The sequence below is a fragment of the Bilophila sp. 4_1_30 genome (assembly GCF_000224655.1).
Lineage (GTDB): Bacteria > Desulfobacterota > Desulfovibrionia > Desulfovibrionales > Desulfovibrionaceae > Bilophila > Bilophila wadsworthia.
Map to the genome: position 1 here is coordinate 446,766 of NZ_JH114231.1, position 15,105 is coordinate 461,870.

The window sequence follows — 15,105 nt, forward strand, 5'->3', positions numbered from 1 at the left end:
GCACGTCTTCCGGCACGTCCTCTGGACGCAGGTATTTCGGCAGTATGGCCAGCAGCCGCTCGTCGGCAGGTTCAACGCTGGTCGTGCATCTTTCCGGTCCCCCTTCCTTTTCTCTTAGAGAAGCCGGGCTTTCAGGGCTTCGCCCCTCCCCCCCCAAAGAAACTGAACCAGATGACAATGTGTCCAACTGTACGCCTTGCGGCATAAGCGAAATCGTCTCAGGCAAGCCTCCGTCCAGCCACTCCCGGATGTCCACGCCCATCTCAAAGGCGTTGCCGGGGTCTTTGCCCTCCGGCGTGGGCCAGCGCAGGCAGGCGGCATACGTGGAAAGCCACCACTCCAGCCCGACAATCCCGGCCCCGGAGTCTTCGTAGTCGAGGGCCAGCAGGATGCAGACGGCATTCCTGAGTTGCCCGTGGGCCACGGTGTCCGGCTTGGTCTGGTTGGAGCGAATAGCCACGGCCCCTATCCGGCGACCTGCCGCATGGTGGCAGAGGATGGCGTCCAGTTCCCCCTCCACGACAACGAACGCCCGGAGATTGGGATTTCCGCCTTCTGGAAGCAGCAGCATGGGCTTGGAACAGGAGCCGGACAGTTCCAGATACTTCGCCGGGCGAGTTCCGTCCTCTCTCTCCTTTATGTCCTGACTCGGGCGGCGAATCCGCAGGTTGATCAGCTCACCACCCTCGAACGTGGGGATCACGATGCCGCGAGGGATGAACAGCCATGTCTGGTCCTTGCCGTTCCTCTGCTTCGGCGGAAGCCCGAGGACGGAACGCGCCCGGAACCGTCCGGGCTTGCCGTTCTCGCCAGCCAGATAGCCGAGGCGGTACGTCCGGATGACCTCTTCCGTGATGCCGCGCTTCGCCAGCCAGTTGAGCGCCTCGGGATGATTCCAGATTTCGGCCTCGGCTTCGGCCAGCAACTTCGCCGCGTAGTTTTGCCACCTCTCCGAAGGCCCTTCCTTGACGGACGGCTGCCATGCCGCCCGCACTTGCGGTTCCAGCGGAGCGGGACGGCGGCGGGGGCGTACAGGCATGTCCGAGATGCCCAGTTCGGCACAGGCTTCACGGAAGCTCATACCCTCCATGTCCATCATGTACCGGATGCTGTCGCCGGTCCTGCCGCAGCGCCGGCACGAGAACACGCCGGGGATGTGGTTCTCGGTGCAGGTATAGCCAAGGTCCCTTTCCCGGTCGGGCCAGATCATGAAGCGGTCGGACTTGCCGACTTCACCACCACAAATCGGGCATGGGCCATTCCAGCCATTCCCTCGGGCTTTCACGCCAGCACCGAAACGGTGCCGATACAGTTCCAACATGGTGCTCATAGCAATCTGTCCGTATCTGTCCGTTGTCTTATTTTGTTATCTACTTATTTTATTTATTATTTTATCAAAATGGACAGATGGACAGATATGTATGTAGAATTATATATGTGATGCGCACAGGTGGGCGCGCTACACATGGAAGAGTATGTACTTATCTGTCCATCTGTCCGTTTGTACGTTTGTCATTCTTTTACAGCATATTACAGACAAAGATCAGCGGACATTTCCGGACAGATTCCGTTTCTTTTTGGCCTCTTCCTCCGCCCGGCGTTGTGCAATCCTGTCCTTCCACTCCGGTTTCAGATCGATGCCGAGACGCCACGTGCCGTTGCTGCGGACCACGTCAATGTCTTTTTTATTCAGGAGTTGCGCGAACGCCTTGGCGGAAATGCTGTACCGTTTGTCTTTGTTTTCGGCATACCAGATGCAGTAAGCATCATGCAGATCACTTGCCGCCACCCGCAGAGCGTATTTGACGGGATTGTCCTGATGCTGTTCCTGCTGACAGCATTCCTGAAAGAACTGCCCGAGGTCGTCCCAAGTGTCGCGCTGGTCCTTCGTCCAATCCTTGACTTCCTGCGGAACTTTCAGGCCGTCGCGCAGGTACTCCATCGCCCCCTGCACCATGCGGACGAGCACCCCCCTGGCCTCGGCCTGAATCTTCTCGTCAAGGTTCTTGTCCGCCTGACGCTCCCACGGCTGTTGCGGATCGTCCACGAAGGACAACCCCCATTTGACGATGTGGGCACGGCTCCAGAAGGCGGCATCGTCCGCCTTTGCCTTCGGCAGTTCGTTGGTGGTCATGATCGGGAGGTGCGTCTGGAGCCACGAGGTCATTTGCTTGTCCATCAGGCCGCGGGCCGTGATGAAGCCGCCGCCCGTGAGCTTCTTGAGCTTCGCCAAGGCGAATTTCTGCCCGTCCTCGGCCTCGTTGATCCACGCTATGCTCATACCTCGCAGGGCCAGCACGTCCGGGGTAGGAGAAGAACTGTTCTTCGCCTGTTGCTGCTGGAGGAACATTTCAACCTGCACGTCGCCGGACAGCGCCATGCCGAGGACGTGCGTCACCAGCTTGATCAGGGTATCCTTGCCGTTTCGCCCATGCTCGCCCCAAAAAATGATGAACACATGCTCCTTGCGGTCGCGGATCAGGCCGTAGCCGAGGAGCCGCCAGATGAAATCGACAAGCCGCTGGTTGCCGTCCATGCTCCGGAGCAGAAAAGCGTTCGTCTCCGGGCAGGGGTCTTCAAGCTCCAGCATGTCCGGCGCGTACTCGGTCAGGCAGGCATTCAGCAGGTAATCCTCCGGGCGCCCATCCCGAAGATCTCCCGTGCGAAGATCAACAACGCCGTTCGGACAAGGCAGGGAGTAATACTGCTTGTCGATGAAGTCCGGCATGATCAACAGGGGCTGGCGTGTTCTCCGCGTCATGACCAGCAGATCATCCTGTCCTGTCTTGCTTCGGAGCCGATCCACCCGGCGGTATCCCTTGTCGGCTATGCCCTGTACCTTTTTCCTCAAGTCCTTTTCCTCATCGGAAAACGAATCGACTTCCCGCTGCTTTTCGTCAGCGGCCTTCAAGTAATTTTCACACACATTCTCAATCGCTTGGTGAGCTTCATTCCAGTCATCCTCACGCCAGTGGTGTCCATTCCAGACGAGGAAGCGCTCCCAATGCTTGACGTAAACGATCAGACCACGGTGCAATCTGTTGTAGAGCTTGGCGTCACCGATGCCGTTCTCTTGCAGGTAGGCGATCAGCTCATCCACGGGGATGTCGGGGGCCGTCACCCCTATGGGATGGTAGAGCGACTGGCGGAGCGTCCGATCCTGCTCTACCTTTGCAAGCATATTTTTCTCTGAGGCGTTGAGCGTTTCGGCCTCACACCGCTTTTTGACCTGCCCGGCATATTTGTTCTTTTTCATCATAGCACCTTAATTTTATTTGAAATAAATATGCCAACATTTTAGGCAGCAGCTAACATCCCCAGAAAATATCTCGTTATTTCGGGGAGTTCATTTCGCAAGTCGCGGCCACAGTATGGGGTCGAACCGCCGTTGTTTTCTTCGCCAGCCCGGAAGGACCCGCAAAGGGAACGGCTGTAGACTTTGCCCAAAGGACTCTTGTGGGCGTGCTTTTTTTGTGAGAGGGGATGTGGGGAGAGAGTATCTACAAGGATAGTAAAAGAATTTTGGGTTAGAAATAAGTTAGCAGAATCTGCTATTATCAAGAAATATATATAAAAATATTCTTTAATAACAAATAAATATACATAACAAAAGGATAAGGATATGCAAAAGGATTTTCTCCACGTCCTTCCTGTCGAGGAAGTCATTTCCCGGCTACTCGACGTTTCTCCCCTTCCTCAAGAAAGCAAACGGCTGGACAAGCTTTCCGGCGGCCCCATACTGGCTGAAACGATTATGGCCACGGAAACCTTACCGCCAGCCAACCGCTCGGGAATGGATGGCTATGCCGTGCAAGCTTCCGATCTCTTCGGGGCTTCGGAGGCTAATCCTGTGTGGCTTGACTGCGTCGGGGAAATCGCCATCGACCGACCGCCCAACTTCACGCTCCAATCCGGACAGTGTGTTGCTATCGTGACGGGTGGCTACCTTCCCGAAGGAGCGGATGCCGTCATTATGGTCGAGCATACCAAGCCGTTCGGCGCTGGCGTCATTGAAATGCGCCGTTCCGTCGCCCCAGGCGAATATGTCATGCAAAAAGGGGATGATGCTCAAGAAGGTACCCCCCTCCTTGAGCGGGGAACAAAACTCCGCGCACAAGAAATCGGGCTCTTGGCTGCTCTTGGCATCACGGAGGTTCCCGTTATCAGGCGCCCGAGGGTTTCCATCCTTTCCACGGGCGACGAACTTGTATCCCCTGAGCAAAACCCACGTCCCGGCCAGATCCGCGACGTCAACACACTCGCCCTTTCAGCCATGCTCCGTCCGGTTGCCGATGTCTCCACATTCGGCATCGCGCCGGATCGGCTCGGACCGCTGACGGCATCCCTCAAAGCTGCCCTGGCAGGAGAAAACGGCCTTCCGGCGGATGTCGTCTTCCTGTCCGGAGGAAGCTCCATAGGCGTCCGGGATCTGACGCTGGAAGCCCTGCAATCCTTGGGCGACACGGAAATCCTTTGCCACGGCGTTGCGCTCAGTCCGGGCAAACCGTTGATATTGGCCCGCTGCGGCCAGACACTCGTCTGGGGGCTTCCTGGGCAGGTAGCCTCCGCGCAGGTCGTCATGCACGTTCTGGGGGTTCCCTTTCTCCGCCACCTTGCCGGGCATTCCCTCATGGCCCAGTTTTTTGGGCAGGGGAATTTCCGATACGGACACGCATTCGATCAGACATTCTGGCCTTCGCGTCAGGCCATACTGTCGCGCAACATCGCTTCCCGCCAAGGACGCGAAGACTATATCCGCGTGAGGTTGGAACATCAGGCGAACGGCCTTCCGCGCGCCGTCCCGGTCCCCGGCCTGTCGGGGCTCCTTCGGACGTTGCTGGATTCGGAAGGGCTGGTACGCATTCCCGCACGGATAGAAGGCCTTGAGGCGGGAATACCTGTTGATGTATTACTTTTTGAAAGCTAAATTTCTTGAAAAAGTTCACGTAGTCTTGCAGGTTTTCCCACCGCAGTAAAAAAGCCCTCCTAGGAGGGCTTTTTTACTGTTCAATGACAAATTACCATTGGAATCGGTTGCCCATGATTCCGGCACGGCGGTATTTGACGTAGGCATCCCGTGCCGCGATATAAGGTTCCACAGCACTCTTTTTCAGCGATTCATATGTGCTGATTACCGTCCCCATATCGTTGAAGCGGAGGCCAAGGCTTGCCGCCAGCGCGGGTTCAAACTCAAGGGGACCGATGGGTTCCGAAATCCAGAAGAATGCGGACGTCGTCCAGTCCCCGGCAAGGCCTACCGTGTCACGTACCGTACTCGGCCCGACGACAGGCCATACAAGATAAATCCCCTCGCCAAATCCCCATACGCCGAGCGTCTGGCCAAAATCAGCGTCTCGATTATCCACAGGGATGAGCGGCTTACTCTGCTTGGCGACATCGAAAACACCGCCGAAACCGGCAGTCGTGTTCACGACAAAACGCCCGACTTCAATCCAGGCTTCCCCGAAACGTCCCTGCAACACGCAGTTCAGAAAACGGATAGGCATCTGGATATTGTGAAAAGCATTGCTGAGCCCGGTCCGCACAGGCGACGGGGTAATATAGGTATACCCCGTGTAGACGGGCTTAACGACCTTCAACAGGAGGACGTCATTGAAGCCGAACCAGAACCGGTTCCACCCTTCCAAGGGGTCGGCAATGGCCTCAGATTCTTCATCATCGTAATCCTCGAAGGCAGAATCGGAATCCGCCACGCTAGCCGCTCCAACCGACGACGCCGTTTCAACCGCCTGCACATCAGGAGAGTTGGCGGCCTTATCGCCATGCTTTGCCGCGCATCCCATCAGGGACAACACAACGGCGGCACACAGACACATCTTCCAGATTGGGAAAAAACGTTGCTCAGCAGTCATGAAATAGTCCGTTAATTGACGGTGGATTGGGCCTGAAGCTCTCTGGCCCGGGCTTCAACCCTTTCGATCAGCTGTTCAGGAGTCCCCCGCGTCAAGACATCCTGGAACTGCGAACGGTAGTTCTTGATCAGGCTGACATTCTCGATCAGCACATCATACACGACCCACTTTCCGTTCTTCAACATCATCCGGTACGCCACCGGAACGGGCTTGCCGTCGGACAGGGTGACGATGGTCTGAATCTCGGCGCGATCACCCTTTGTCGAGAGGACTTCACCGGAATATTCGATCTTTTCCCCATTGTATCCCTGAATTTTATCAAGGTAGGTTATGAGCAGGAGATTCGCAAAGGCCTTGTCGAACCGTTCTTTCTGGGCATCGGAAAAACTCGGCCAATTTCTGCCCACCGTGCGCGCGGAGAATTCACTGAAATCAAAAATTTCATGAACATATTTCTCGATTTGAGCACGGAGCGGAACCCGCTTAATCGGATCTTTATAATTGGGCTCCTTCAGCACATTCAAAATCTGATCGATCTGCGTCTGCAAAACCGCGAGCGGAGATTCCGCGGCATGAACGGTACCGTAAAGGATAAACACACTGCACAACGCCAAAACCATATGTCTGATTGTACGCATCATAATCACACCTTCCCAAACACATACTTGCTGATGAGGCTTTCAATATCCACCGCCGATTCGGTGTCCGTAATTTCGTCGCCGTTCTTCAACGGTTCCCCAGAACCGCCGGGCTCCAGACTGATGTACTTATCGCCAATAAGCCCGCTGGTTTTGACCGAAGCGATCACGTCATCCGTAAGATGCACATTATCCCCTAGCTGCAATTCTACAACAGCACGGGGCTGTTTGTCATCCAGCCGGATGGACTTGACCCGCCCGACGCGAACGCCGGCGATCTCGACCTCCGCACCGGGGCGCAAGCCGGATACGGAATTGAACGAGGCCGTCAAAACGTATCCCTCGGAATGAAAAACTTCCATGCGCCCAAGCTTTACCGTCAGGTAAGCGACACAGACCAGTCCGAGCATAACAAAAAAACCAACAGCGGCTTCTTTGGAAAACGACATGGGGGTTCCTTCCTTGTCCTTGATGAGAACGTTTACCCTTCGAGCCACGCATCCAGCGCGGCCCGAACGTCCGGATCCGTCGCGGTGGTTGCGACACGACTGGCTTTTTCTTCAGCCTTCCTGTCCATGAAGCGCCGAAGATATTCATCCGTAGAAGCCTTTAGCGCCTCATACGAACCCGAAAAAACGACGCGCCCGTCACGCAAGACCAGCACGTGTTCCGCAATGCGGGCCACGCTCGCCAGATCATGGCTGACCACGATCAGGGTCATTTCCGGGTATGCCTTGCGCATATCCAACAGCAGCTGATCCATTTGGGCCGAATTGATCGGATCGAGCCCTGAGGTCGGCTCATCGCAAAAAAGCAACGGCGGCTCCGTGACAATGGCGCGGGCCAATCCGCCGCGCTTCTTCATCCCGCCGGACAATTCATTGGGATAATAATCGGCAAACTCGGCAAGCCCTACCAGATCCAGAATACGCAGGACGGTAGAACGGATAGTCGCTTTGGGCAAACGGGTATGCTCATGCAGCGGCAATCCCACATTCTCAGCGAGCGTCAGCGAACCGAGCAGGGCCCCATCCTGAAACAGCACGCCAAAGCGCCGCCGCACCCGCCGGAACTGGCGTTCAGGGAGCGCGAACAAATCTTGCCCCCCATAAAGGATATGCCCCTGCATGGGCCGCGAAAGCCCGATGACGTGCCGCAACAAGGTCGACTTGCCGCATCCTGACTCGCCAAGGATGACCGTGATCTTGCCTCCGGGCAAAACCGCATTGATATCGTCGAGGACGACGCGGGTCCCGTAGCCTACTCGGAGGTGTTCGAGGCGTATATCCCAAGAAGAATGCTGATCCTTCACCTGAACCTCCTAGCGCAGCATGGCCGAAGTGACCACATAGTCGGCCACGAGAACGAACACGCACGAAATCACAACCGCGGAGGTCGTTGCATTGGCGACCGCTTCGGGCCCCATGCCGTCACGCCGCCTGTGCGCATTATATCCTTGATAGCAGCAGATCAACGCTATCAGCAGCGCGAACACAAACGACTTGATAAAACCTTCCGTGACGTCGGGCATCAGGACACTGCTCTCTATGCCGTGGAAATAGGCGCCTTCATTAACGCCCAACAGCAGTACGCCGGTCAGGTAGCCCCCGATGATCCCGACCACATCAAAAATGGCCGTCAAAAGCGGAAAAGCTATCAACGAAGCGACAAAACGGGGCGCGACCAGATACCCCATGCCGGGGATATCCATGACTTCCAGCGCATCGATCTGATCCGTGATGCGCATGACGCCGATTTCAGCGGCCATGGACGAGCCCGCACGCCCCGTGACCATGATGGCCGTCAGGACGGGACCAAGCTCCCGGATGAGCGTCAACGAAACAGCGGCCCCCAAAAACCCCACCGAGCCAAACTTCACCAAGACATAATATCCCTGCAAGCCAAGGACCATTCCCGTAAACAGCGCAATCAGGCAAATGACGAACAACGATTTCGTGCCGATCACATACAACTGCTGAAGGACCTTGATGAACAGCTTAGGAGCTATGAATATCTGCCGCAATCCCTCCAGCAGGAACAAAAAGGCGTCTCCAAGGGCACCTATCCAACGCAGGAAGAGCGCACCCGGAACAGCAAAAAAACGAGACAAGATATCCATTCGCTCACCGACCCCGAACAGGCTTTTTCGAAACCTGCGTTGCATCCTTCAATCCCATTTTGACGAGGACCTGCTTGGCGGCCGAGGCATCCGCATCCGTTCCACGGACGAGGACCTGCACGCGGAACCATTTGGGACGTCCCTTGTTGTCCTTCTCAATGGTCATACGAGTGCGCAACCCTTCGCCTTCCATACGTTCGCGCAGTTTGTCGGCACTGTCTTTGCTCTTGTACGCCACCGCCTGAAAGACGAAGTCGTACTTGGCCTTATCCGCAGAAGCGGCTTCCGGTTTGGGCGTCGCAGCGGCCACGGGCTGAGCGGTTGGGTGCGCCGCCTTCGCTTCGGGCTTGTTGGGAGCCGCATTGGCCGCGGGCTGCGTCTGCTTGAGATCCGTCATGAACGTCAGTTCCTCAGGCTTCAAGATCCCTTTCGCTTCTTTCGGAGCGTCCTGCCCTTCAGGCGGCGGCAACAAGCGCGCCAGCTCGGGCATTTTCTTTTCGGGATTATACCCCCTGCCGACGATGACTCCGAAGGCAAAAATCCACCCGATGGCGATGATCGTAATGATCCCGCTCGTAATGAGGCCGGAAAAACTCAAACTGATCGTGTATTTCCGGTTAGACAACTTTTTTTCGCCACCAGCATCGCCGCCCCCGGATGAGCGCGACGAAGAGCGACTGGAAAATGGCATCAGAGACATGTTCTATCCTGCTGTCTGAATGGCGTCTCAAGTGAGGGAACCGGAAGGCCGGACCCCACGGGACGGGGTCCGGCTGAGAGCGAGGCGATCCCCCTACATGCTTTCAGGAGCACTTACGCCAAGAAGTTCAAGACCATTTTTTACCACCTGCCCCACGGAACGGAGCAACGCGAGACGAGCCAAGGCCAACTCAGGATCGCCAGCCTGAAGGACGGGATGTTTGGCATAGTAGCTGTGCAGCATCCCAGCGAGTTCCATCAAATAATAGCTGATGTGGTGCGGTGCCAGCGCCTGTGCGGCGCCTTTGGCCACATCTTCAAACCGATCAAGAAAATGCAGGAGGGCCAAATCTTCCGCCTCGGAAAGGGGAGCCAGCAGCGCCAGATCCGTCTTTTCGGGCAGCGTCAGCCCCGCCTCGGCGGCCTTCCGCAACACGGACCGTACACGGGCATGGGCGTACTGGACATAATAGACCGGGTTGTCCATGGAACGCTGTTTCACCAGGGCAAGGTCGAAATCAAGATGGCTGTCGCTCTTGCGGGACAGGAACATGAATCTCGCGGCGTCCACGCCCACTTCCTTGACCACATCGGCCAAGGTTTCGAACTGCCCGGCGCGCGTGGACATGGCCACCTGCGTGCCGTTCTCCAGCAGGTTCACAAGCTGGATGAGCACGACGTCAAGATCTTCCGCCTTCCGGCCCACGGCCTGAACCGCCGCTTTCATGCGGGGGACATACCCATGATGGTCCGCTCCCCAGACATCGACCACGCGATCAAACCCACGGCGATACTTATCGTCATGATAGGCGATGTCCGAAGCGAAGTAGGTCAGCGAGCCATCGGACTTGCGCAGGACGCGATCCTTGTCGTCACCAAAATCCGTCGTACGGAACCACAGGGCTCCGTCCTTTTCAAAGGAAAGGCCAGCCTTCTTCAAGCGCTCAAAGGTTTCTTCAACAGCTCCGTGCTCCACAAGAGAGCGCTCGGAGAACCACACCTGATGCTCAACCCGGAATTCCCGCAAGTCTTCCTTGATGCCGTCGAGGATGGTCTGCATACCGTAGGCAAAACACCTGTCCTGCCCTTCCGCATCGGAAAGCGAGGTCAGCCCTGGATCTTTGTCCATCATCTCTCGCGCAATATCAATGATATAGGACCCTCGATAGTAATCTTCAGGCCATTCCACAGCTATTCCGGCAAGTTCCTTGGCACGCAGCCAAATGGAAAGGCCAAGGAGCCGCATCTGGCGGCCAGCGTCGTTGATATAGTACTCCGTCGTGACGTCATAACCGGCAAAACGGAGGATGCGCGCCAAGGTATCGCCCACCGCCGCGCCCCGGCCATGACCGATATGGAGAGGGCCGGTGGGGTTGGCCGAAACGTACTCCACCTGTACCTTGCAGCCTTTCCCAACAGTGGCCTGCCCAAAGCGATCGGCGGCATCATCAATGCGCCGGATCGTTTCACGCCAGAACTCGGGGCTGAACGTCACGTTCAGAAAGCCGGGGCCAGCCACTTCAACGGAGGCCAAGGAAGCATCCTCATTCCGCAGGGCTTCGGCCATTTTTGCGGCCAGCTCGCGCGGCGGCATCCCTGCGGCCTTGGCGGATACCAACGCCAGGTTGGAAGCCAGATCGCCGTGCTTGGGATCTTTGGAAGGTTCGATGACGGCCTTATCCGGCCAGGGAAGGTTCATATTTTTCAGTACAGCCCTGAAAGAAGCCTCAAGATGCTGTTCGGCGCGCATGTAATACCTCGAAATCGGAACGGTTAATAAAGATAGACGTAAAGCGGTTATTCTACCGCAACACCCGCAAAAGTAAAGTAAGCTGTCTCAGGGACTGCCCGCGGCCTTGCCGGGCAGCGAAAAATAAGGGGAGCCTTTTCGAAAAACAGCTCCGCCCTGCGGGACAAGCCGAAAGAGTTCCCCTCTATGATCTGTTCTGGAGACGCCGATTCGTCAGCCGTGTGGGGAGGGCCGCAAAAGGATCTTCAGGCCACGGGTGCTTCGGATACCGCCCCCGCATTTCCGCTCTGACGGCTGGATACCCATTCTTCCAAAATCCTTTGAGATCGCGGGTGATCTGCAAGGGCCTTCCCGCAGGGGACAGGAGGTGGACAAGAACCGGAACCTTCCCTTCAGCTATCGCGGGGGATTCCTGCATACCAAACATCTCTTGGAGCTTGACCGCAAGAACCGGCACTATCCCTTCCGCCGAGGCCTCGTAGAGCAGACGGATAAAGGATCCTGAAGGGACTTCCATATGAGTGGGGGCCATCGCATCAAGCTCCCGCTGCTTGCGCCACGGGAGCAACGCATGAAGGGCCGCCGCCAGATCGATTTTCGAGAACTGAGAACGTCGGGATATGCCTTGCAAAAAAGGGGCAAGCCAGTCTTCTAGCTCCGTTAAGAGCGCTTCTTCCGAAACGTCGGGCCAGTCCCCACTTTTATCCACGGCCCGCAGCAGCTCGACGCGCAGCCGCCATTGATACAGCTCGTCCGTCCACGGCAAACACGACATCCCGAGTTCCCGGATACCCGAAAGCACCGCTTGCGCCATCCGGTCCGCAAGGGACGCGCCACCGTTTCTCAACGGGGTTTCTTCTATAATGAATGCCCCGAAGCTCACGCGCTTCCGCGCCGCTACAGCCTGTTCCCGGCTGTCCCACACGACCTCTTCGTTCTTGGTAAACTGAGTCTGGTACAATGCCGCAACCGTTTCCTGAGAAAGCGGCGCAGCCTGCCAGATGCGCACATTGCCGGAGCCACCGTTGACGGCCCCCACAGCCAGCACGGGCTCGTCGGCCAACGAGTCCGTATCGTCCAGAAAGCCGCCGCGCCCGTTGGCCATACGATAACTGCCCCGGCTCCGTTTCTGGGCAAGGCGATCCGGATACGCCAAGGCGAGCAAGACACCGGCTTGTTCCTCTTCCGGTATGCTCATGGGGGTCCGGTGCGACGGTTCGTCCGCCGCATCAACCAACCGCCCTATCTGGCGAGCCGCCTCACGAATGCGGAAAACGGCGGGCGAACCCTGACCGTGTCCGAGCAACGCCAGACGCGGGCGGATATCCACATCGCGCAGACGCAGCGGATCACGCTCATCAGCCATTGCCGCCAACAGGCAGGCGGCCTTGCCAAGCCCAAACGCTTTGGCTGCAAGAACCATGTGCGCAAGCCTCGGATGCAAGGGCAGACGGGCCATAACCCTTCCCCGTGCGGTCACCCTCCCCGCCGCGTCGACTGCCTCCAGGCTGCGGAGCAAGGGAATGGCCTGATTGACCGCTTCCACCGGGGGCTCGTCCAGCCAGTGCAGGGAAGAAGGGGCGGTGATCCCCCATACGGCAAGCTCAAGGCACAGCGGGGCCATGTCGGCATCCAGTATTTCCGGGCGGATATGAGCCGCCATTCCCGCTTCGTCCCCTTGATGCCACAGCCGGTAACATACGCCCGGCTCCGTCCGCCCTGCCCGTCCCCTACGCTGCTCGGCGCTGGCGAGGGATACGCGTTCCGTGACAAGCCGGGACATGCCCGTTCCCGCGTCGAAACGCACTGTGCGGGCCAAGCCGGAGTCGATGACTACCCGCACACCTTCGATCGTCAGACTGGTTTCCGCAATGGACGTCGCAAGCACTATCTTCCGTACCGAAGCCTGAACCGGCGCAATGGCGGCATCCTGCTCCGCTGCGGGCAGATCGCCGTACAGCGGACAAAGATGTACGGTATCCGATCGCACGTCTTGAAGTAACGCTTCAACTTTTCGGATTTCACCCGTTCCCGGCAGGAACACGAGGATACTGCCGTTCTCCACCCGCAGCGCGCGCCGGACGGCGTCCGCAACCCATGTTTCCATTGGAATGTCAGCCCGGGGCAGCGGAAGATGGTGCGTCTCCACGGGCCACGCGCGCCCCTCGCTCCGCAGCACAGGGACCGCTCCGGAAAAATCCTGTTGCAGCAGCTTGAGGAGCGGCCCGGAATCCAATGTGGCCGACATGATCAGCAACCGCAGATCATCACGCAGGCCCTGCTGGCAATCAAGCGCAAGGGCAAGCCCCAAATCGGCGTTCAGGCTGCGCTCATGAAATTCGTCAAAGATCAGGCAGCCGACGCCCTGAAGCTCGGGATCGTCCTGAAGCATCCGGGTCAAGACGCCTTCGGTCACCACCGTAATCCGGGTAGACGCACTCACCCGGGAATCCAAGCGCACCCGATACCCCACGGTCTGGCCGACCTTTTCCCCAAGCAGAGAAGCCATGTACCGGGCCGCGTTCCGGGCGGCCATGCGCCGGGGCTCCAGCATCAGGATGCCTTTGCCGTCGAGCCATGCCGCCCGGAGCAATGCCAAGGGAACCCGCGTCGTCTTACCCGCGCCGGGTGCCGCTTCAAGTATACATCGGGTCCCGCTGCCCAATGTTTCAAGCAGATCCGGGAGCAAGGGCTCAATGGGCAGGACTTCTGTGGTATGATTGAACATGCCCCTCTCTAGCACGAATCCCCCCTCCCGGAAAGCGTGCCTTCCAGCCGTCGGGCGGTGAGCTTTTTCTTGAAGAGCGGCTTCGCCTGATCTATGTTCCCAATACCGCCTGAGCCGCTGGATCGGCGGAGGCCGGGCGTTCATGAACCATTCATATTTTCTGGAGAGCGATATGTCCCTTATGGAAGCGCCGGAGCGCAACCTTGCCTTTGATCTTGTCCGTGTCACCGAAGCCGCCGCTCTGGCATCCGCGCGCTGGCTCGGGCGCGGCGATAAAAACGCCGGAGACGGCGCCGCCGTGGACGCCATGCGCCTGTCCTTCAACTCCCTGCCCATCGCGGGCAAAGTCGTCATTGGGGAAGGGGAAAAGGACGAAGCGCCCATGCTCTACAACGGCGAAATCATCGGCATGGGCAATGGGCCTTCCCTTGATATCGCCGTGGACCCCGTCGAGGGGACCAACCTGCTCGCTTATGGACGTCCCAACGCCATTGCCGTCGTCGGGGCCGCTCCGGGAGGCAGCATGTACAACCCCGGCCCCAGCTTCTACATGCAAAAGCTGGTTGTCGGCCAAGCCGCCCGTGACGTCATCGATCTGGACGCGCCGGTCCACGTCAATCTCCGCCTCATCGCCAAGGCGCTGGGTAAGGATACCAACGACCTTGTGGTCTTCGTCCTCGATAAACCCCGCCATCAAAAGCTCATTCAGGAAATCCGGGCCGTGGGCGCGCGCATCCAGCTGCATACCGACGGCGACGTCGCCGGTGCCCTGATGTCCGTGGATCAACGTTCCGAAGTCGACGTCATGATGGGAACCGGCGGCACGCCTGAAGGCGTGTTGGCGGCCTGCGCCATCAAGGGCGCGGGGGGCGCCATGCTTGCCCGCCTCGATCCCCAGTCCGAAGCGGAAAAAGCCGCCATTCAGGAAGCGGGCATCGACCTTGCCCAGATCCTTGATGCCGACACGCTGGTGCAGGGGGATGACGTCTTCTTTGCGGCCACCGGCATCTCCGGCGGCACGTTCCTGCGCGGCGTCCAGTTCTCCGGACAGGGAGCCGTTACGCATTCCATGATTATCCGTAGCAAAACCGGAACGATGCGCTACATCGAATCGCATCACAACTGGAACAAGCTCATGCAGATCAGTTCCATCAAATACGATTAATATACTATACGCCGGGGCAGAGGGGTTCTATCTTTTTGTCCCGGCGCAACAATGGACGCCGCCCATCCCTTCAACAAGCGACGTGACACATGGCTCTTTTTTTCCGCCTCGGCCTTGCCGGGCTGCTGCTTCT

Annotated in this window: 12 protein-coding genes; 2 read left to right on the plus strand and 10 right to left on the minus strand. The window is 57.9% G+C overall.

From position 1 onward, the window contains the following. On the minus strand, positions 1-1,330 hold a 1,330-nt coding region (locus HMPREF0178_RS21880), incomplete at its 3' end, for a hypothetical protein (RefSeq protein WP_009378657.1). A gap of 213 nt (positions 1,331-1,543) precedes the next feature. Further along, positions 1,544-3,256: a phage/plasmid primase, P4 family gene (locus HMPREF0178_RS02220; RefSeq protein WP_009378659.1), complete on the minus strand. Its 1,713-nt coding sequence runs from the start codon at positions 3,254-3,256 to the stop codon at positions 1,544-1,546. Positions 3,257-3,622: 366 nt separating this feature from the next. Here HMPREF0178_RS02220 and glp point away from each other — a divergent pair, with 366 nt between their 5' ends. Then, positions 3,623-4,927: a gephyrin-like molybdotransferase Glp gene (gene glp / locus HMPREF0178_RS02225; protein WP_009378660.1), complete on the plus strand. Its 1,305-nt coding sequence runs from the start codon at positions 3,623-3,625 to the stop codon at positions 4,925-4,927. A gap of 91 nt (positions 4,928-5,018) precedes the next feature. Here the strand turns inward: glp and HMPREF0178_RS02230 are convergent, their stop codons facing one another. The 8 genes from HMPREF0178_RS02230 to hrpB all read right to left on the minus strand — a co-directional run bounded on the left by HMPREF0178_RS02230 (position 5,019) and on the right by hrpB (position 13,807). After that, positions 5,019-5,873, minus strand: coding sequence for a VacJ family lipoprotein (locus HMPREF0178_RS02230; RefSeq protein WP_009378661.1), 855 nt, complete (start codon positions 5,871-5,873; stop codon positions 5,019-5,021). 11 nt (positions 5,874-5,884) lie between these two features. Next, positions 5,885-6,514, minus strand: a complete 630-nt coding sequence (locus tag HMPREF0178_RS02235) for a phospholipid-binding protein MlaC (RefSeq protein WP_009378662.1) — start codon at positions 6,512-6,514, stop codon at positions 5,885-5,887. A gap of 2 nt (positions 6,515-6,516) precedes the next feature. Beyond that, on the minus strand, positions 6,517-6,960 hold the full coding sequence (mlaD, locus tag HMPREF0178_RS02240) for an outer membrane lipid asymmetry maintenance protein MlaD (protein ID WP_005026753.1): 444 nt from the start codon (positions 6,958-6,960) through the stop codon (positions 6,517-6,519). Between the two features lie 32 nt (positions 6,961-6,992). Beyond that, entirely contained in the window at positions 6,993-7,823 is an 831-nt protein-coding gene (locus HMPREF0178_RS02245) for an ABC transporter ATP-binding protein (protein ID WP_009378664.1), read from the minus strand. Positions 7,824-7,832: 9 nt separating this feature from the next. Beyond that, positions 7,833-8,630, minus strand: a complete 798-nt coding sequence (locus HMPREF0178_RS02250; protein ID WP_039958474.1) for an ABC transporter permease — start codon at positions 8,628-8,630, stop codon at positions 7,833-7,835. A gap of 4 nt (positions 8,631-8,634) precedes the next feature. Then, positions 8,635-9,330, minus strand: coding sequence for an SPOR domain-containing protein (locus tag HMPREF0178_RS02255; RefSeq protein WP_005026747.1), 696 nt, complete (start codon positions 9,328-9,330; stop codon positions 8,635-8,637). 93 nt (positions 9,331-9,423) lie between these two features. Next, on the minus strand, positions 9,424-11,079 hold the full coding sequence (gene argS, locus HMPREF0178_RS02260; protein ID WP_009378667.1) for an arginine--tRNA ligase: 1,656 nt from the start codon (positions 11,077-11,079) through the stop codon (positions 9,424-9,426). Between the two features lie 184 nt (positions 11,080-11,263). Continuing rightward, a complete protein-coding gene (hrpB, locus tag HMPREF0178_RS02265; RefSeq protein WP_039958476.1) occupies positions 11,264-13,807 on the minus strand; it encodes an ATP-dependent helicase HrpB in 2,544 nt (847 codons plus the stop codon). Positions 13,808-13,988: 181 nt separating this feature from the next. On the opposite strand from hrpB, the gene glpX reads away from it, so the two are divergent. Next, positions 13,989-14,972 carry a class II fructose-bisphosphatase gene (gene glpX / locus HMPREF0178_RS02270; RefSeq protein WP_039958702.1) on the plus strand — a complete coding sequence of 328 codons (984 nt, stop codon included), beginning with the start codon at positions 13,989-13,991 and terminating at the stop codon, positions 14,970-14,972. Positions 14,973-15,105: the final 133 nt, after the last annotated feature.